The following is an 18,488-nucleotide window of genomic DNA, read 5'->3' as shown; positions in this document are numbered from 1 at the left end:
ATCAGCGCGGGGCGCCGACCTCGAACTCCGGGCGGTCGTTGAGCACGCGGATGCTCACCTTCCGTGGGGTCTTCCCGACGTCCAGCGTGCACTCGAACGTGTGACCGGCCTTGATCGGCTCGCCCGACGGGCAGCTGACGTTGCTGACGTTCGGCTCGCCGTAGGTGTCGCGCATGACGGCGGTGATGCCGTCCTGTGCCGATCCGGGGTCCAGCGTTTCCCCGGCGAACACGCCGAGCTGCCAGGCCGCGACACCGCCGCCGGCGAGCAGCAACACCACGACACCACCGATGATCAACGGCTTCTTCGACCTGGCCGGCCTCGCCGGCTTCTCCTCGGTGAACGCGCCGAGGCCGCCGTACTGGGACGATCCGGTGAAGCCGCCGCCGTACTGGGGCTCCGGCTGCGCGGGCTGGACCGGCTGGCCATGCGGCGGGCTGGCGGGTTGCTGCCACTGCCCCGGCTGCGGCTGCTGCGGCTGCTGGTAGGCGGGCTGTTGCCAGCTGCCCTGCTGGCCTGGCTGGGGTTGCCAGCCCTGGCTCTGCTGGGGGTCGCCGGGCTGCCACCACTGCGGGTTCGGTGGCTGGGTCATCGGGTCTCACCTCGCGTCGGGGTCGGCATGCCGTCAGCCACCGGTGATCTCGCCGAGCTTGCGGTGGAACTCGTCGACGGCTGCCCTGTCGGGCAGGTGCGTGATCTGGGCCGCGTCCGGTTTCTTGGGGATGTCCCGTGCGGTGGCGGGCCCGAGGTTCTCGTACTTGATCCGGACCTCGACCTCGCTCGGACCGGGGATGACCCCGACCATCTCGACCCGGACCAGCCCGCCGTCGGCGTTCAGCACCACCGTGGTGGGGAAGGTCTTGCCCTTCTGTTCCTCGGTGATCTTGGAGGCGAGCGACTCGGGGAACACCACCACGCGTTCCTTGATGAACACCCGCAGCGGAACGTCGGCGACCAGTTCGACACCGCCGTCGGGGAGGCTCTTGGCGCGCTTCGCGGCCTTGCCGCTGCCCTCCTTCACCGAGGACTCCACCGAGGCCACCAGCTTGCAGGCGTCGATCATGCCGTTCCAGTAGCACTCGATGAGGTTGCCGCCCGTGTACTCGCGGGACACCCACGGTGTCGATGCGAGGCTGGAGTAGACCGGGCCGAGGTGCATGTAGTCGAGCGGGTCGCCCGCCGGGTGCAGGAACTCCCGGAAGTCACCCGCGTCCTTGTTCGACCGCAGCTGAACGAAGCGCGACGGCGGGCTGCCGAACTGGACCGAGTCGAGTGTCGTGTTGGCGTTCTTCTCGCCGATCCGGGCGAACGACTCCAGGCGGGCCTTGCGGGACTTGTCCCCGCTGAACTCGCCCTTCAGCCCTTCCAGCTTCGTCCGGAACTTCTCCGTCACGTAGTTGGCCGCCTGGTCGCCGTCCGGCAGCGCCGTGCCGGCCCTGCCCTGCGCGCAGCCTGTGGCCAGCAGCGCGACGCAGGCCAGAGCTGTGAACCGGGTGATCCGCCGGGTGAGCGCTGGCACCTTCGTACCCCCTGGAAGGCTGGAAGCGGTCGAACGTCTGCAGACACTAGTATGGGTGGTTGAGGGCGTGCGCCTCGCGGTACACCGGGTTAAGGTGCCCCGCGTTCACCCGGTCCGAAGGGGCCGGGTATCGTCATAGGTCGTTGTGCGCTGCGGCGTGAACACGCTAGGCCCGCACTCAACCCACACGCGAAGTTGACGACGAGGTAGACCCTTGCCCACGTACAGCCCGAAGCCCGGTGACATCACTCGCGCCTGGCACGTGATTGACGCCGAGGATGTGGTCCTCGGACGCCTCGCGACCGAGGTCGCCACGCTGCTGCGCGGCAAGCACAAGCCGACCTATGCGCCGCATGTCGACACCGGTGACTTCGTCATCATCGTCAACGCCGACAAGGTGGCGCTGACCGGCAACAAGCGCGAGCAGAAGTTCGCCTACCGGCACAGCGGTTACCCCGGCGGTCTGCGCAAGCGTTCCTTCGGCGAGCTGCTCGACACCAAGCCCGAGCGGCTGCTCGAGAAGGTCGTGAAGGGCATGCTGCCGAAGAACAAGCTCGGCCGTGCCCAGGCGAAGAAGCTGAAGGTCTACGCCGGCCCGCAGCACCCGCACGCGGCGCAGCAGCCCCAGCCGCGCGAGATCAGCAAGATCGCGCAGGTCGCCAAGTGAGTGAGGAACAGTTCGTGACCAGCACCGAGACCGAAGGCCAGGAGAGCACCGAGACCTCGCCGGCCGCCGTCGTGACCAGCGAGACCCCGGCCGCGCCGCGGCCGTCGCGGGCCGCCGGTGGTTCCGCGCACTCCGTCGGCCGCCGCAAGGAAGCCGTGGTGCGGGTGCGCCTGGTGCCCGGCAGCGGTGAGTTCAAGCTGAACGGCAAGAGCCTCGAGGACTACTTCCCGAACAAGGTGCACCAGCAGCTCATCCGTGAGCCGCTGATCACCGTCGAGAAGGGCGAGTCCTTCGACATCTTCGGCAACCTCAAGGGCGGCGGCACGTCCGGCCAGGCCGGCGCGCTGCGTCTGGCCATCGCGCGTGCGCTGGTCGAGGTCGACGCCGACGACCGTCCCGCTCTGAAGAAGGCCGGCTTCCTGACCCGGGACGCCCGCGCCACCGAGCGGAAGAAGTACGGCCTGAAGAAGGCCCGCAAGGCGCCGCAGTACAGCAAGCGCTGACCCGCGCCCACGAGGCAACCCCCGAAAGCGCTCATCCGTCTACTACGGGTGGGCGCTTTCGGCATGTCTGTCCATACCCGCAGCCCCGCTGCGCCCCGGACGTCGGCTTTAGCACGCTAAAGACGGTCGCGGTGCCTGCCTCGTGCCCACCGTCGCCGTCTTTAGCCCGCTAAAGCCGCCTCCCGGGGGCGCGGCGGCGGCCGGTGTCCGGCCCGCTAGGTTGGTTCGGGTTGTTTGTTCAAGGAGGATCGATGGCTCGCCTTTTCGGTACGGACGGAGTGCGGGGGCTGGCCAACGCCGAGCTCACGCCCGAGCTGGCGACGGCCTTGGCGGCCAGCGCCGCCAGGGTGCTCGCTGCGCATGACCGTTCGCACCGGCCGGTCGCGGTCGTCGGCAGGGACCCGCGGGCCAGCGGCGAGATGCTGGAGGCCGCCGTCGTGGCCGGTCTGGCCTCGGCCGGTGCCGACGTCGTGCGGGTCGGTGTGCTGCCCACCCCCGCCGTCGCCTTCCTTGTCGGTGACCTGGGCGCCGACCTCGGCGTGATGATCTCCGCCTCGCACAACCCGATGCCGGACAACGGCATCAAGCTGTTCGCGGCAGGCGGGCACAAGCTGCCCGACGGTATCGAAGACGAAATCGAGGCAGGACTGTCCGCTGAAGCGGTTCGTCCGACCGGCGCGGAGATCGGCCGGGCCTCCGACCTGGCCGACGCGCTGGATCGCTACGCCGCTCACCTGATCGCCGCCACCCCGCACTCGCTGGATGGCCTCCGGATCGTCGTCGACTGCGCCAACGGCGCCGCCTCCTTCGCCGCGCCCGAGGTCTACCGCCGCGCCGGGGCGGACGTCATCGCGATCTGTGCTGAGCCGGATGGCATCAACATCAACGACGGTTGCGGCTCCACTCACATGGAGGTCCTCAGCGCTGCGGTGCGTGAACACGGCGCGGCGCTCGGTATCGCTCACGACGGTGACGCCGACCGCTGCCTCGCAGTGGACGCCGATGGCGAGCTGATCGACGGCGACCAGATCATGGCCGTGCTGGCACTGGCCATGGCCGAGGCGGGCGAGCTGACCGACGGCACGCTGGTCGCGACCGTGATGAGCAACCTCGGACTGCACCTCGCCATGCGCGCACACGGCGTGAACCTGCGGACCACCGCGGTCGGCGACCGCTACGTCCTCGAGGAGCTGCGGGCCGGCGGGTTCGCTCTGGGTGGTGAGCAGTCGGGTCACGTCGTGCTGCCTGCCCACGCCACCACCGGTGACGGTTTGCTCACCGCGCTGCGGCTGATGAGCAGGGTGGCGGCCACCGGGAAGACCCTGGCCGAGCTCGCCGGAGTCATGCAGCGACTGCCTCAGGTGCTGGTCAACGTCCGGGTGGCCGACAAGGCCGCGGTCGCCGGATCCTCCGCCGTCCGGGAGGCTGTCGACGCGATCGAGGCCGAGCTCGGTGACGCCGGCCGTGTGCTGCTGCGCCCGTCCGGCACCGAGCAACTCGTCCGGGTGATGGTCGAGGCGCAGGCCGAGGACACCGCCAAGGCCGCGGCCGACCGCCTCGCGGGTGTGGTCTCCGCCGTCAGCTGACGAGTTCCGGCGAAACCCCCGTCCGGTCCGGTCCGACTGTGTAGATTGCTGTGTGTGCTTGACGCCGTACGGATAGCAGCGACCTGAGTCGGATCAGGCCAGTTAGGGGGAGAGACATGGGCGAAGCCGGCATGAAGATGGACACCTCGGCCGTCATGGCCGTCGGCAAGGAGGTCGAACAGCTGGCCGACGCGGTCGGTGCTGACAAGGTCGGTGCTGTCGCCTATGCGGGCGGCTCGGCCGTCACGGCGGAGTGCTTCGGCAGGATGCCGGAGAGCGCCAACGTTGGTAACGCGGTGATGGATGCGGTGCGACAGCTGGCCGAGTCTCTCGGTCACGCGGGCGCTTTCATGACCGGCACCGTCGGTGCCATCAAGCAGGCGGTCGGAGTGACGCAGGCCAACGAGGAAGCGACGACCGAGGCGGTCAACAAGGCCGGCGAGGGAGTCTGACGTGGGTGCGATCAATGCCGCCGCGGACGAGATCCAGAACGCCGTACGATTTCCGCCGCCCAACGTCAACGCCAACGACACCAGCGACGTCCACCTGGAGAAGCTGAAGCTGTTCCAGGACATCGTCAATCCACAACGGATGGGTTCGCTGTACGACCGCTGGAACCAGTGCGTCCTCGCCCGCAAGACCTGGGACCAGCCCCCGTGGGGACAGCACGAGGCCGAGAGCCAGCTGCTCCCGCAGCTGTTCGGGTTCAACTGGGGCCTGATCTACGACGTGGCTCAACGCATGGGAGCGCTGGCGACGGTCGGGGCCAGCCTGGGCAGTGGCGCGTCGGCTTCACAGTCCGCTCTGGACGGCGTCTGGAAGGGAGCCGGTGCGGACGCGGCGTTGCAGAAGTTCGCCGATCTGAAGGCAGGGGCCGCGAAATATCAGCAGACCAACGCGTCGATTTCCGGTCAGTTGATGGGGATGTGGCAGACGACCAGGGAACCGGTTCTTCAGCTTGCGGCTATGGGCGACAGCGGCCGGGTCAAGGACTTCTGCGGTTTCTACGAGAGCATCGACGACACGAGCCGGTCGCAGAAGCATGCCAACATCGGCTACGCCGAGCAGTTCGTCAAGGATTTCGATATCCGAAGCCGTGAACAGGGTCTCAAGGTTCTGACGGTGATGGGCGCCAGCCTGGGTGCCAACACGTACTTCGACCAGTACAGTGCTTTCGGTCTCGCGAAGGCGATCTCGTCCATCGACGGACTTCCGGGATGGGCGCAGCAGTTCACGAGTTTCCTCGGCCAGTTCTCGCCGTCCGAGATCGCCGCGTCAGTGGCGTCCTGGATCACCGGCAAGGAAATCTCACACATCGACGATATCGCCAAGGAAATACCGTTCCTCGACGATTACTGCCAGCAGTACAACGACACGGTCGTCGAGTTACGGCAGCGCATCACCGAGACCCACCGTACGGTCCGGCTCGCGCTGGAAACCGCTGATGATCAGTTCAGGCAGTTCGGCTGGGGAACCGAGGACAGCGCGACCACGCTGACGCCCTTCGCAAAGTTGGCTCCGCCCAAGGCCGAGGAACCGCCGCCGGCGGAGAAACCGGCGTCCGAGCCCAAGCCGGGTGGAGGTGTCGCATCCGGACCTGGCATGCCGGCCACCCCCGGAGGCGGGGGGGTCAGTCCGCCGGCTCCGCCCGCTCCGCCGACGCCGCCGATGCCGGAACCGGGCAAGAACCCCGTTACGGGCGAAGCTCTGGAGATTGACCCGGAGACAGGCAAGGCGCTGCCGATCGACCCCGTCACGGGCGAGGTGGTCGCCGACGCTGCCGGTGAACCCGAGACCATGACGGTGGAGAAGGGCGACAATCGCATCTCGCTCACGGAACCGGATGCCGACGGCAAGATGACCATCGGCGTCGAGGGGAAGTCCGGCGAGCCGCAGACATTCGAGCTGAACTTCGACCCGAAAGAGCCCGGCGCGGAAACGGATCCCGAGTCCAACGGTCATGTGCCTGGTCCGGACGGGAAGATCCACATCGACGAGGGTGGCCTGAAGATCACTGCCGAGCGTCCTGACGGTCCCGGAGGCCCGACGCTGGTCACCGTCGACGACGGCAGCGGTGAACCGACCACCTACACACTGGGTGAGAAGCCGAAGGAGCCAGGCCCCGCGGTTCCGACGGGTATGGAGGAGCCGGCGGTGGCAGGGCGTCGGCAGGAGCCGGTCGGCCCGGATGCCGACGTACGGCCGGTATCCACCGCGGGTGTCGCCGATGGACCGGCGCAGGTCGCCGGTGCGGAGGCAGTCGGTTCCCCGGAACCCGCGGTGGCCGACGCGACGACGCCCCAGGCCGTGGGCGCGGGTGATGCGACGGCGCCTCAGTTCGCCGTCGGCGATGCCTTCACATCCGAACCGGCAGGTGGGCTGGGCAGCGCCGAGACCGAGCCGGGCGGCATGCCGCCGCGATCGCCGGCAGGGGCCGGGCTGGGTAGTGCACCCGGGGGCGGTGCCTCGGACGAACCGGGCGCCGGTGCCGGAACCGCCGGGATGGGCATGCCCATGATGGGCGGTGTCGGCGGAGGCGCGGGTGGCGGCAACGCCGATGATTCCGAGCGCGGACCAAGCCAGTTCCGGCAGCAAGTGACCGACCTGTTCGAGCCTCCCGACTCGGGCAGCCGCATCAGCGGGTCGCTCGACGACCTTGGTAGCTCCGTCAGGTTCGACAGGTAGGCGGCGATCATGATCGAACAGGACCCCGCATACCGCAGAGCGCTGGCGCGCTACACGGAACTGGTCATCGCTCACCGCGAGGCGGTCGAGCACATCACCGCGTCCGCCGACAAGAGGGCCGCGGAATCCGCGTCCCTGAAGGAACGGGACGAGCGTGAGCAACGCGAGCTGAAGGCTGCGGTCGATCGGCAGCTAGCCGAGGCCAAGGCGCAGGAGAAGCTGGGCGACGCCGACGGACAGGTCAAGGAGGAGAAGAGCGGCTGGGCTAAGAAACCTCCGGCCGACGACGAGGAGTCGTTCACGTTCTTGGAGTTCGACGGGCCCCCGGTCGAGCAGGCCGCAGCACCTGCCGCCTCGTCCCCTCCGCCACCGGCTGTCGCGCCGCCACCTCCACCGCCGCCCGCTCCGCGCAGGCGCGCCGCCAGGGCTGACGATGACGACGACGACTTCGACCAGCACAAATGGTGGGCGGGCTGACTGCCGTGCCCGACTCGAGGCGGCTTTAGCCCGCTAAAGCCGCCTCAGGACGGTCGGACGGTGGCTGCGGCCAGGCCGTGGAAGACAGGGTGGGGCTTCCAGCGGATGTCGGTCACCGTCGGGGTGCCGCCGACTACGACGGCCAGTGCCCGCAGGGCCACGGCCGCCTCGGCGACGGCGACGACCGAGCCGGGGCAGGCGTGACGTCCCATGCCGAACGGTAGACCGGCGGAGGCGAGCGAGATGGCCACTCGGGTGCCCGCTGTCACCGAGGTGCCCGCCAGTTCGACATCCTCGTCGGCTTGCCGCAGTACGTAGCGGGCTGGTGCCAGGTCCACGGCGAGTGCCCGGACTGCGGCTTCGTCCAGGTCACCGGCTGCCCTCCCCTGTACGACCTCGAGTGCTGCCAGCCCGAGGAAGTTCATCGAGTTCTCGTAGGCCGCGTGCGCCAGTACGACCGGCGTGACCAGCAATTCGTCGGCCGACAGCGTCCCCGCCTCGCGGAGGGCGGCCAGCCCGCTTCCCGGCGCCGGGGTGGCGCGGTTGAGTGCGAGGGCCAGTCGTAGCCCGGCTGTCTGCGCCCGCTTGTCCACTCGCCCGTCGAACCAGATTTCGAGGTTGCCGGCGGTCGCTTCGAGGTGGTCGAGGAATTCGCTGTCGAGCTGGACACCCAGCAGGGCGCCGGTGACCGCGGCGGCGACCGGCCGGGCGAAGTCCGCGACCAGGTCGATCGAGGTGCGACCGCGGAGTGCGAACACTGTTCGTTCGATCGTGTCGCGAACGTGGGCCGGCAGCGGTTCGCAGGCGGCGATGATCGAGCGGAGCAGTCCGCGGATGCGCTGGTGATCGTCGCCGTCGAGGAACAGCACGCTCGTCGAGTCCGCACCGGGACTCGACTTCAGCGCGGGGTGCCGCAGCGCCGCGGCACACGCCGGACGGTCACGCAGCACGGTGAACCCGTCGTACGGGAAGACGTCCTCGCTCGTCACGAGCACACCGTAGGTCCGGCGGTGCCAAGATGACCCGGTGACACCACGGGACCCGGCGCAGCTCGTCCCCGCCGACGTTCTGAACACGTCACTGACCGAGTTGCTCGATGCACGGCCGGACTGTCCTGACCCCGCCTTCACATGGCAGGTCCACGCCGGTGACTCGGTTACCGAGCACACGCTGACCTGGGCCGACCTCCTTCGGCGGGTCCGGTCGGTCGCCGGGCGGCTGGAGGCCCTCACCGAGCCCGGCGACCGCGTCGCCGTCCTTAGCCCGCAGAACCTGGACTACGTGGTGGGCTTCCTCGCGGCGTTGTACGCCGGCCGGGTCGCTGTCCCGCTGCCGGCCCCACAGGGGCGAGCGCAGATCGAGCGCCTGACCGGAGCGTTGACCGACAGCGCGGCCCGGGTGTGGCTCACCTCGAGCGGCACCGTCGACGCGGTCCGGGCGCTCGTCGACGCCGACGTGCCCGGTCCGAGCGGCATCCTCGAGGTGGACACCGTGCCGTCTTTAGCCCGCGAAAGCCGACGTGCGGCAGCGCCGGTGGACGGCGGGGACGTCGCCTACCTGCAGTACACGTCGGGATCGACGAGACGGCCGGCCGGAGCGATGATCACGCACCGGGCGATCGCGGCGAACTGCTGGCAGTCGGCTCAGGCGTACGACGTCGACTCCGCCACGACGTTCACCGGCTGGTTGCCCTTCTTCCACGACATGGGCTTGATGCTCCTGATCGCGATGCCGGTGTTCACCGGTGGGCATTCGGTGTTCACCGCGCCGCTGGAGTTCATCCGCAGGCCGCAGCGATGGCTGCGTTCCCTTCAGCTGCCGAACGCGCTGACCGCCGCCCCGAATTTCGCCTACGACCTTGCCGTTGACGTGGTACGTGCTGGACGAACGGGCCGACTGGACCTGTCCGGGGTGCGGGCAACGCTCAACGGCAGCGAGCCGGTGCGGCCCGCGACGGTCCGCGCCTTCACGGAGGCACTGCGTCCGTTCGGGTTTCCTCCCGAGGCGCACCGGCCCTGCTACGGCCTGGCCGAGGCCACCGTCTACGTCTCCGGAACCGGCCGAGACGGACCCGTGTTCGCGGTGTTCGACCGTGCCGCGCTGGCCGCCGGCCGTCTTTTGCCCGCTAAAGCCGACGTCGGGGGCGTCGAGCTGGTCGCTGCGGGGAGGTCGCACGGGCAGCTCGTCCGGGTGGTCGATCCGGAGAGTGCGGCAGTCGTCGCCGACGGCGTGGTCGGGGAGGTGTGGGTCTGGGGGCCGCACGTCGCCGCCGGGTACTGGAACCGGCCCGTCGAGACGGCCGCCACGTTCGACGGCCGCCTGGCCGAGCCCGACCCGGGCCTACCCGCCACCGGGTGGCTGCGCACCGGCGATCTCGGCGCCCGCCACGACGGCCTGCTGTACCTCACCGGCCGGGCCAAGGACCTGATCATCATCGACGGCCGGAACCACTACCCGCACGACATCGAGCACACCGTCGCCGACTCGCACGACGTCCTTCGCCGCGACCGGGTCGCCGTCGTCGCCGGCCGGGATGCCGACGGCGAAACCGTCGTCGTGGTCGCCGAGCGTCACGGCCGACCACTCGACGAGCAACAGACCCGCGACGTCACCCGCGCCGTACGCCGCGCCATCGCCACCCGGCACGACGTCGCACTCGGGGCGTTGCACCTGGTCAAGCCAGGCGCGCTGCCGCGTACGTCCAGCGGCAAGATCGCCCGGTCCGCGGTCCGGGACCGGTGGGCGGGGGACGCCCCAGCGGGGTGACAATTGACCCCATGACCGCCGCGAACCACGTCGACGAGCTGCGCACTCTCATCTGCCGCACGCTGGGCCTGGACCCCTCGGAGCTGACGCCGTCCACGCCGTTCGACGAGCTCGGCATCTCCTCCCGCCAGCGGGTGCATCTCCTGGCGACGGTCGAGGTCCACTTCGACGTCGCCCTGGACCTCGACCAGCTCGACCGTCTGGTCGATGTCGACGCGGTCGCGGAAATGATCGCCGAGGCACAAGCCGCGAAACGGACAACCGGCTGAGGCACCGTTCGTTTGGGTACGCAAATCGGTCAAGTCTGTGCCGCGTGAGTTCCTGACCGGTACATTCTCTGTGCATATGCGACGGCACCAAGCGGTCGCCCGGTGCGTCCCAGTACGCGAACCGACACCTGGCACCGTGGAAGAAGGGGGCAGCGACCATGCCTAACGGGGGCTATACAACAGGCTCCGAGGCGATGATGCGGGCGCAGGTGCGCCTGAGCGAAGCCGCCGAGGAGCCGGCCAACGGGGCCAAGAAGGTCGCTACCGAGATCAAGGAAGAGGGTTTCGGCCGCGTCCACAAGCAGCATCACGCCAAGTACAAGGCGGGGCTCGACGAGCTCGTCGCCGGCATGCAGGGCCTGGGCAGTGCGCTGACCAATCTCGGCGGTGGAATCGGTGCCGCCGGTGGCAAGTACTCGGCCGCCGAGGACCAGGCCGCGGCCGACGCGAACAAGGCGGGGAGTAAGCAGTAATGGCCGAATGGAAAGACATCAAGGCTGTTCTCGACGACCCCAACGTCTCCATGGCGACGAAGTCTCGCCTCATGGAGGAGTACGACCGCAATACCTTCAACTTCGATGATGAAGAGGAAGAGTATGCGAAGAAGTACGTCGAGGGTTACTCCGACGGGGACAACGACGGCTACGAGCCCATCTTCGAAAACGACGACACCGACGACATCCTCAAAGAGGCACAGGCCGAGGCCAAGGCCGGCAAGGATGCGGAGGCCGCCGAGAATCAGAAGAAGACCGACGCGCAGTCCAAACTGGACTCCAAGCAGCCGCCCGCTCCCGGGGGTGTCGGAACCCAGACCTCCGACGAGATTCTCGATCAGGGCAACGTCACACTGACCTTCCTGTCCGACTGGATCACCGCGATCTGGAACGAGCGGCCTGACGCGAGCGACAAGAAGAACAAGGACAAGGACATCTGGGACAGGTTCCACGAGAACCGTGGAATCAACTTCGGGGCATTCCTGTCCGACGCCGATGAGCTGAGCAAGGCGCACAAGGTGGTCGAAACCGCGTTGACGGATTCCGACACCGAATTGAAGACGCTGTTTGGCGAATGGACCGGTAGCGGTGCGAAGGCCGCACAGATCAAGTACGAGGAAGCGGTCAAGCCGGACGCCAACGAGCTGAAGGAGCAGCTCGGCGGCGCGGCGAAAATGATTCCGGAAACGGTGACCGCCGTCTACAACGCTGTCAAGAAGAAGACCGACGAGGTCATCGACATGTTCCAGGTCCAGGTCGCCAAGGCGGATCTGAACATGGCCAAGAAGGTCCTGGACATCGGCAAGAACGCGCCAGACGACTTCGACAAGTACATGGAGGTCGCCAGCTGGGTCGACGCGAACGTTCCCGGCAGCAACCTCTGCGAACGACTGCAGAACGACGACTGCGGGTTCAACGACGAGAACCGGACCTACGGTCAGAACCTGTGCAAGCAGTGGCTGTCCGGAGCGTTCACGTCCGAGTTCAGCGGGATCCTGAACAAGTTCGCGCAGTCCTGCGAGACCGCCAAGACGACGATCGACCAGCAGTGGGGTGCGTTGGCGACGTTCCTCGGTGACTACACCAACGGCCTGACCGAGCAGTCGGGCAAGGGTGACTTCGGTAACGGCAACGGCAATGGAAACGGCAACGGGAACGGCGGCACCGGCACCGGCGGTGGTTCCGGCACCGGCGGTGGCGGCGGGATGCCCAGTGGTGGCGGGTCCGGTTCCGGTGGCGGTGGCACGCCGCCCAGCGCGGAGCCGCCCAAGCCCGAGGACGGCGGCGCGGGCACCAACCCGGTCACCGGTAAGCCGCTCGAGGTTGACCCCGAGACGGGCGAGCCGTACCCGATCGACCCCAAGACCGGGGAGGCGATCAAGGACGCCGGCGATGACGACGACACGATGACCGTCAAGCAGGGCGACAACGAGATCAAGATGACTGAGCCGGGCAAAGACGGCAAGATGGACATCTCGTTGGACGACGGCACCCCGCCGCCGCAGGAGTACAAGCTCGACTTCGGCACCGGTGAGCCGGAACTCGGTCCGGACGGCAAGCCGGTCGAGGGTGCCGAGGGTGCGAAGGACGGCGAGAAGGTCTACAAGCCCGGTCCCGATGGCAAGATCCACATCGAGGAGAACGGCGTCAAGATCACGGCCGAGCAGCCGAAGGGCCCGAACGGGCCGACCGTCGTCACCGTCGACGACGGCAAGGGCGAGCCGGTGACCTACACCCTCGGCTCGGACAAGACCGGTGATGACAAGGGCGGGGTACCCGGCGCGGACGGTGCCCTGCGCGACGACATGGCCCGGGTCGACGACAAGGGCAACCCCATCGGCGAGACTCCGGACGACCGGGACCCGGGTGCGGGCAGCAAGGAGCCCGGATACACCTCGCCTGGCGGCCTGGACCTCGGTGAGGACGGCGACAAGGCCGGCGGCGGTGCGGGTGGTGCGGGCGACGACACCAAGCCCGCCGACGCAGGCGGTTCCGGTGCGGGTGGCTCCGGTGGTGGCGGAGGCGGAGGTGTCTCCGCTGGTGGCGGCGCCGACCCGGGTGGCCTCGGCGACGGCGCGTCGCTGCAGGCCGGTGCGCAAACCGGCGGCGGGGCGGTTCCCGCGCCTGCCGCTGCCGGGCTGGGCATGGCCCCCGGCGGGGACGCCATGGCCGCCGCGGCCTCGGCCACCGGTGGTGCCTCGGGGACGGGTGCGGCCGGTATGGGCGGCATGGGCATGATGGGTGGCATGGGCGCGATGGGTGGCGCCGGAGGCCAGGGCGGTGGCGGCGACCAGGAGCGCAGCTCCAGCCAGTACCGCGTGGCCGGCAACATCTTCGAGACCAGCGGCGCCGGCAGCAGGATCAGCGGTTCGCTGGAAGAAGAGGGCGACCGTTCCATCCGCTACGACCGGTGAGCGCGGCGGCTGAGGAGAGGGTGCGGCAGTGAGCGTCGAGGACAGGTTGCGGGCGGCGATGGCCAAGCTGGACGTCGCCGCGCGCGAGCAGGACGAGCAGCGCGCCCTGCGGGACCGACGGTTCGCCGAGGTCAAGGAGCAGGCCGCGAGTGGGTTCCAGAAGGAGGTGCTCAGCGCCAACAAGTACGCCGAGCACATGGAGGAGCTCAACAAGCGGAAGAAGGAAGCCGGCGGTTGGGCCACCAACAAGACGCTGTCCGACAAGAGTCACGTGATGGGGTTCGGCACGGAGGAAGAGGAGACCAGCGGTCCCGGCTTCACCGGCTACGACCCCAGCCAGACGGCGCCGAAGCCCGCCGAGCCGCGTAACGCCGGCTGGGAGGAGCCGGCCCGCGCGGCCACGCCACCGCCCGCGCCGGAACCGACCGTGTCGGCACCGCCCCCGCGGCGGCGGGCCGGGAGGCACCGGCAGGAGGAATCGTTCGACGAGGACGACTTCTCCAACAACAGCTGGATGAAGTAAGCGAAACGGCCCGGGACTCCCGGGCCGTTTCTCATGCCGGGGTTTCGATGGCGGCGTTCTTGACGTCGGCGTCCAGCAACGCCTGGTAGTCGTCGGTGCCGGTGAGGTGGGTCAGGAAGAACGCCGTGAACAGGGCCCTGGCCAGCTGCTGGGTCTTGCGGTGCGGCTTGCCGTGCAGCAGCAGCTGGCTCCAGTGCGCCCCCTCGGTCACGCCGAGGTGGGACGACTTGCCGAGCAGCCGCAGCTGGACGGGTCCGCGCCAGGCCCTGGCGATGGCTTCGGAGTGGCCGACGGCGGGCGCGACCAGGTCGTCGTCGGCCGCCAGGTGCAGTCCGGGGACCTCGATGCGGGTGGCGGCGTCGGTGGCCGGCGGCATGGTCTGCGCGGCGGCGATCGTGGCGACCGCGCGGATGGCGGGGCCGGTGCCCGCGGCCGCGGCCAGTACCGCGGAGCCGCCACCGGTCGAGTGCCCGGCGAGGCCGAGCTTGCCGGGGTCGACGCTGATGCCGTCCGGGCCGAGCCGGACGGTGGTGACCAGCTCCAGGGTGTCGAGCAGGTCGGTGGCGAGCAGCCGGTGCGACGGCAGCGGGCCGCGTTGCGTGGCCGGTGCGGCGGCGACGATGCCCCAGCTGGCGAGGTGCCGGAGCAGGCTCCGGTAGCGGTCCGGCGGCTGGAGCCAGCCGTGACCGAAGGCGATCGCGGGGAGGTTCAGGCCCGCCTTCGGCGTGTAGACGACGCCGGGCAGTCCGACCAGCGCCAGGTTGCCGCGGAGTACCTCGTGCGGGCCGGGGTGGGACAGCTCCTCGAGCAGGTGCTTGGGCTTGCGGGCCATGGCGCGAGCGTACTGCCCCCGACCCGGCCCGGCCTGCCACGGCGCCCGCGAGGCGGCTTTAGCGTGCTAAAGCCGCCTCGCGGGGGTGCGGGCGCCGGCGAGTGACGGTGTGCCCCCGGGGCGACCGAGATCACCTTCCGGAAGTGCCCCGACCGGCTTTAGCGGGCTAAAGCCGGTCGGCGGCGGGGGCAGGCGGGGACGGGTACGGGCCTCGTTACGCTGGTGGGCGTGTGCGGAATCGTGGGATACATCGGCCACCGGCAGGCACTGGACGTGGTGCTCGACGGGCTACGCCGAATGGAGTACCGGGGCTATGACTCGGCAGGTGTCGCGGTGCTCGACGGCGCCGGGTCGCTGACCGTCGAGCGCAAGGCAGGCCGCCTGGCGAACCTGGAGGCCCAGCTCGAGGCCACCGGACGGGACTCCTTCACCGGCACCGCCGGCATGGGCCACACCCGCTGGGCCACCCACGGGCCGCCGGTCGACCGCAACTCCCACCCGCACCGCGACCTGACCGGCCGGCTCGCGGTCGTGCACAACGGCATCATCGAGAACTTCGCCGCACTGCGTGCCGAGCTGGAGGCCGACGGCGTCGAGCTCACCAGCGACACCGACACCGAGACCGCCGCGCACCTGATCGCACGTGCCTACGCCGAGGGCGACACCGCGGGTGACCTGCCTGCCAGTGTGCGTGCCGTGTGTCGGCGCCTCGAGGGCGCGTTCACCCTGGTCGTCACCCACGCCGACGAGCCGGACACCATCGTCGCCGCCCGCCGTTCCTCGCCGCTGGTCGTCGGCGTCGGCGAGGGCGAGACGTTCGTCTCGTCCGACGTCGCCGCGTTCATCGAGCACACCCGTGAGGCCGTCGAGCTGGGTCAGGACCAGCTGGTCGTGGCGACCCGCGACGGTTACGAGGTCACCGACTTCCACGGCGAACCCGCACAGGCCAAGCCGTTCACCGTGAGCTGGGACCTCTCAGCCGCCGAGAAGGGTGGCCACGAGTACTTCATGCTCAAGGAGATCGAGGAGCAGCCGGACGCGCTGGCCAACACGCTGCGTGGCCACTTCAGCGACGGCCGGATCGTCCTCGACGAGCAGCGCCTGTCCGATCAGGACCTGCGCGACGTCGACAAGGTGTTCGTGATCGCCTGTGGCTCGGCCTACCACTCCGGCCTGGTCGCCAAGTACGCGATCGAGCACTGGACGCGCCTGCCGGTCGAGGTCGAGCTGGCCAGTGAGTTCCGCTACCGCGACCCGGTTCTCGACCGGGACACGCTGGTCGTCGCGGTCTCCCAGTCCGGCGAGACGGCCGACACCCTGGAGGCCGTCCGGCACGCCCGCGAGCAGAAGGCCCGCGTCCTCGCCGTCTGCAACACCAACGGCGCGCAGATCCCCCGTGAGTCCGATGCGGTGCTCTACACCCACGCCGGTCCCGAGATCGGTGTCGCGTCGACGAAGGCGTTCCTCGCCCAGATCGCCGCGAACTACCTGGTCGGCCTGGCCCTGGCGCAGGCCCGCGGCACCAAGTACCCGGACGAGGTCGCCCGCGAGTTCGCCGAGCTGGAGGCCGCGCCTGCCGCCGTCCAGAAGGTGCTGTCCACGGTCGACCAGGTGCGTGACCTGGGCAGGCGCATCGCCGATTCACGTGCTGTGCTGTTCCTGGGCAGGCATGTCGGGTTCCCGGTGGCGCTGGAGGGCGCGCTCAAGCTGAAGGAACTCGCCTACATGCACGCCGAGGGCTTCGCCGCCGGCGAGCTGAAGCACGGGCCGATCGCGTTGATCGAGGACGGCCTGCCGGTCGTGGTGGTCATGCCGTCGCCGAAGGGACGGGCGGTGCTGCACGCGAAGCTGGTCTCCAACATCAGCGAGATCCAGGCCCGGGGTGCGCGCACGATCGTCATCGCCGAGGAAGGCGACGAGACGGTCCGCCCGTTCGCGGACGAACTGGTCGAGATCCCGGCGGTGCCCACGCTGCTGCAGCCGCTGGTGTCGACCGTCCCGCTGCAGGTCCTGGCCGCCGAGATCGCCAAGACGCGCGGGTACGACGTCGACAAGCCGCGCAACCTGGCCAAGTCCGTGACGGTGGAGTAGACAGGGCCCTGTGCAGGGGATCTGGACCACCGAACGGATTCGTGCGGCCGAGGAACGCCTGCTGGCGGTGACCCCGGACGGGGCGCTGATGCACCGTGCGGCGTTCGGCGTCGCCGTGGCGGCGGCTGACCTGCTGGCCGAGCACACCGGCGGTGTCGCCGGCAGACGGGTCGTGCTGCTCGTGGGGGCCGGGAACAACGGTGGTGACGCCCTGTGGGCCGGCGCGTTCCTGCGCCGTCGCGGAGTCGGGGTTGCCGCCGTGCTGCTGGCGCCGAACCGTGCGCATCCCGCCGGGCTCGCCGCGTTCCGGCGTGCCGGAGGCCGGGTCGTCGACGACGGTGCGGAGTGGATCTCCCGGGCTGACCTGGTGGTGGACGGCATCGTCGGGCTGTCGGCGCGTGGACCGCTGCGGCCCGCCGCCGCCGAACTGGTCGGTGTCGTGCGTTCGCCGGTCCTGGCCGTCGACCTGCCGAGCGGGGTCGACCCGGACACCGGCGCCGTCGACGGCCCCGCGGTGACCGCGACCAGGACCGTGACGTTCGGTGCCCGCAAGCCGGTCCACGTGCTCAACCCCGCCCGGTGCGGGGACGTGGTGCTGGTCGACATCGGCCTGGGCCCTGAGCTGGGGGAGCCGGACCTGTCAACTCTGGACGCCGCCGACGTCGCGGCCGTCTGGCCAGTGCCGGGGGTGGCCGACGACAAGTACAGCCAGGGCGTGACCGGGGTGGCCGCCGGCTCGGCCGTCTACCCCGGGGCCGCGGTGCTCGCGGCGGGTTCGGCGGTGCTCGCGACGTCCGGCATGGTCCGCTACGCCGGGCCCGCGGCGGACGTGGTGCGGGCGAACTGGCCGGAGGTCGTGGCGACCGGGTCGGTGACCGATGCCGGGCGCGTGCAGGCCTGGGTGGTCGGCCCGGGTATCGGCACCGGCTCGGAGGGGCGGGAGACGCTGCGGCACGTGCTGGGCTCCGGGCTGCCGGTGTGCGCCGATGCTGACGCGATCACGCTGATCGCCTCGGACCCGTCGGTGCTGGACGCACGGGAACCGGGAACGCCGCTGGTCCTGACCCCGCACGACGGCGAGTTCGAGCGCCTGACCGGAGCACGCCCGGGCGCGGACCGGGTCGCGGCGGCGCGGGCGGCCGCGCGGCGGTTCGACGCGATCGTGCTGCTCAAGGGGCACAACACAGTTGTGGCCGCGCCCGACGGCCGGACGCTGGTGAACGTGCCGCGCGGGTCGTGGCTGGCGACGGCGGGGTCGGGTGACGTGCTGTCCGGCCTGATCGGGGCGTTGCTGGCGTCCGGGCTCGACCCGTGGCTGGCTGCCGGGGCCGCGGCGAAGGTACACGGGCAGGCCGCGTACCTCGCCGCCGCGGGCGCGCCCGTCTCAGCCTCGGGAATCCTCCACGCCATCCCGGACGCCCTGCGTGCTCTGACCCCCGCGCGCCGTCTTTAGCCCGCTAAAGACGCCTCCCGGCGCCGCGGGAGAGCCGAGGATGGACTGCGGTGCCGCCCATTCGCATTCGCGATGGTGGGCGGCGCCGGGGCGGCTTTAGCGGGCTAAAGACGGCGTCCGGCACCGAGGACTGGCTGGAGTTCTCATGTTTTGTGTTAACAATGGGCGGGTTGTCTGGTAAGAATGGGCTGCGTCACAGCTTGGGGTCA

At 69.8% G+C, this 18,488-nt stretch carries 17 protein-coding genes; 13 read left to right on the top strand and 4 right to left on the bottom strand.

Annotated elements, in window-relative coordinates; all coding sequences use genetic code 11:
- Position 1 precedes the first annotated feature (1 nt).
- Complete coding sequence (locus EWH70_RS08800) at positions 2 to 592, bottom strand: DUF4333 domain-containing protein (RefSeq protein WP_130474804.1); 591 nt, start codon at positions 590 to 592, stop codon at positions 2 to 4.
- A 33-nt stretch (positions 593 to 625) separates the two neighbouring features.
- A complete protein-coding gene (locus EWH70_RS08795) occupies positions 626 to 1,519 on the bottom strand; it encodes a hypothetical protein (RefSeq protein ID WP_130474803.1) in 894 nt (297 codons plus the stop codon).
- A 214-nt stretch (positions 1,520 to 1,733) separates the two neighbouring features.
- On the opposite strand from EWH70_RS08795, the gene rplM reads away from it, so the two are divergent.
- From rplM to EWH70_RS08765, 6 genes are all read left to right on the top strand, one after another.
- Positions 1,734 to 2,186, top strand: coding sequence for a 50S ribosomal protein L13 (gene rplM, locus EWH70_RS08790; RefSeq protein WP_130474802.1), 453 nt, complete (start codon positions 1,734 to 1,736; stop codon positions 2,184 to 2,186).
- A 14-nt stretch (positions 2,187 to 2,200) separates the two neighbouring features.
- Positions 2,201 to 2,689 carry a 30S ribosomal protein S9 gene (gene rpsI, locus EWH70_RS08785; RefSeq protein ID WP_130474801.1) on the top strand — a complete coding sequence of 163 codons (489 nt, stop codon included), beginning with the start codon at positions 2,201 to 2,203 and terminating at the stop codon, positions 2,687 to 2,689.
- 251 nt (positions 2,690 to 2,940) lie between these two features.
- A complete protein-coding gene (gene glmM, locus EWH70_RS08780; RefSeq protein WP_130474800.1) occupies positions 2,941 to 4,275 on the top strand; it encodes a phosphoglucosamine mutase in 1,335 nt (444 codons plus the stop codon).
- Positions 4,276 to 4,391: 116 nt separating this feature from the next.
- Positions 4,392 to 4,727 (top strand): hypothetical protein, encoded by a 336-nt coding sequence (locus EWH70_RS08775; protein ID WP_130474799.1) that lies wholly within the window; start codon positions 4,392 to 4,394, stop codon positions 4,725 to 4,727.
- A gap of 1 nt (position 4,728) precedes the next feature.
- Positions 4,729 to 6,960: a WXG100 family type VII secretion target gene (locus tag EWH70_RS08770; RefSeq protein WP_130474798.1), complete on the top strand. Its 2,232-nt coding sequence runs from the start codon at positions 4,729 to 4,731 to the stop codon at positions 6,958 to 6,960.
- A 9-nt stretch (positions 6,961 to 6,969) separates the two neighbouring features.
- Positions 6,970 to 7,437, top strand: a complete 468-nt coding sequence (locus EWH70_RS08765) for a hypothetical protein (RefSeq protein WP_130474797.1) — start codon at positions 6,970 to 6,972, stop codon at positions 7,435 to 7,437.
- A gap of 44 nt (positions 7,438 to 7,481) precedes the next feature.
- Here the strand turns inward: EWH70_RS08765 and EWH70_RS08760 are convergent, their stop codons facing one another.
- On the bottom strand, positions 7,482 to 8,426 hold the full coding sequence (locus tag EWH70_RS08760) for a cytochrome P450 (protein WP_240686884.1): 945 nt from the start codon (positions 8,424 to 8,426) through the stop codon (positions 7,482 to 7,484).
- 37 nt (positions 8,427 to 8,463) lie between these two features.
- Here EWH70_RS08760 and EWH70_RS08755 point away from each other — a divergent pair, with 37 nt between their 5' ends.
- The 5 genes from EWH70_RS08755 to EWH70_RS08735 all read left to right on the top strand — a co-directional run bounded on the left by EWH70_RS08755 (position 8,464) and on the right by EWH70_RS08735 (position 13,903).
- Entirely contained in the window at positions 8,464 to 10,203 is a 1,740-nt protein-coding gene (locus EWH70_RS08755) for a fatty acyl-AMP ligase (protein WP_130474796.1), read from the top strand.
- 11 nt (positions 10,204 to 10,214) lie between these two features.
- A complete protein-coding gene (locus tag EWH70_RS08750) occupies positions 10,215 to 10,472 on the top strand; it encodes an acyl carrier protein (protein WP_130474795.1) in 258 nt (85 codons plus the stop codon).
- Between the two features lie 194 nt (positions 10,473 to 10,666).
- Positions 10,667 to 10,945, top strand: coding sequence for a hypothetical protein (locus EWH70_RS08745; protein ID WP_130474794.1), 279 nt, complete (start codon positions 10,667 to 10,669; stop codon positions 10,943 to 10,945).
- Entirely contained in the window at positions 10,945 to 13,380 is a 2,436-nt protein-coding gene (locus EWH70_RS08740; RefSeq protein ID WP_130474793.1) for a WXG100 family type VII secretion target, read from the top strand. The genes EWH70_RS08745 and EWH70_RS08740 overlap by 1 nt, the downstream gene beginning before the upstream one ends.
- 28 nt (positions 13,381 to 13,408) lie before the next feature.
- Entirely contained in the window at positions 13,409 to 13,903 is a 495-nt protein-coding gene (locus EWH70_RS08735) for a hypothetical protein (RefSeq protein ID WP_240686883.1), read from the top strand.
- A 31-nt stretch (positions 13,904 to 13,934) separates the two neighbouring features.
- Here the strand turns inward: EWH70_RS08735 and EWH70_RS08730 are convergent, their stop codons facing one another.
- Complete coding sequence (locus EWH70_RS08730; RefSeq protein WP_130474792.1) at positions 13,935 to 14,735, bottom strand: dienelactone hydrolase family protein; 801 nt, start codon at positions 14,733 to 14,735, stop codon at positions 13,935 to 13,937.
- A 228-nt stretch (positions 14,736 to 14,963) separates the two neighbouring features.
- On the opposite strand from EWH70_RS08730, the gene glmS reads away from it, so the two are divergent.
- The gene (gene glmS, locus EWH70_RS08725; protein WP_130474791.1) at positions 14,964 to 16,826 is read left to right on the top strand and encodes a glutamine--fructose-6-phosphate transaminase (isomerizing); all 1,863 of its coding nucleotides are present in this window, start codon (positions 14,964 to 14,966) and stop codon (positions 16,824 to 16,826) included.
- 10 nt (positions 16,827 to 16,836) lie between these two features.
- A complete protein-coding gene (locus EWH70_RS08720) occupies positions 16,837 to 18,279 on the top strand; it encodes an NAD(P)H-hydrate dehydratase (RefSeq protein WP_130474790.1) in 1,443 nt (480 codons plus the stop codon).
- Positions 18,280 to 18,488: the final 209 nt, after the last annotated feature.

Source organism: Amycolatopsis suaedae, assembly GCF_004214935.1.
In the GTDB taxonomy this organism is placed as follows: domain Bacteria; phylum Actinomycetota; class Actinomycetes; order Mycobacteriales; family Pseudonocardiaceae; genus Amycolatopsis; species Amycolatopsis suaedae.
This window is presented reverse-complemented; position numbering and strand designations above follow the sequence as displayed.

Excerpts from the sequence above, each read along its gene's own strand:
- EWH70_RS08800 (WP_130474804.1), bottom strand. The coding sequence starts at position 592 with ATGACCCAGCCACCGAACCCGCAGTGGTGGCAGCCCGGCGACCCCCAG.
- glmM (WP_130474800.1), top strand. The coding sequence starts at position 2,941 with ATGGCTCGCCTTTTCGGTACGGACGGAGTGCGGGGGCTGGCCAACGCC.
- EWH70_RS08775 (WP_130474799.1), top strand. The coding sequence starts at position 4,392 with ATGGGCGAAGCCGGCATGAAGATGGACACCTCGGCCGTCATGGCCGTC.
- EWH70_RS08765 (WP_130474797.1), top strand. The coding sequence starts at position 6,970 with ATGATCGAACAGGACCCCGCATACCGCAGAGCGCTGGCGCGCTACACG.
- EWH70_RS08750 (WP_130474795.1), top strand. The coding sequence starts at position 10,215 with ATGACCGCCGCGAACCACGTCGACGAGCTGCGCACTCTCATCTGCCGC.
- EWH70_RS08745 (WP_130474794.1), top strand. The coding sequence starts at position 10,667 with ATGATGCGGGCGCAGGTGCGCCTGAGCGAAGCCGCCGAGGAGCCGGCC.
- EWH70_RS08740 (WP_130474793.1), top strand. The coding sequence starts at position 10,945 with ATGGCCGAATGGAAAGACATCAAGGCTGTTCTCGACGACCCCAACGTC.
- EWH70_RS08730 (WP_130474792.1), bottom strand. The coding sequence starts at position 14,735 with ATGGCCCGCAAGCCCAAGCACCTGCTCGAGGAGCTGTCCCACCCCGGC.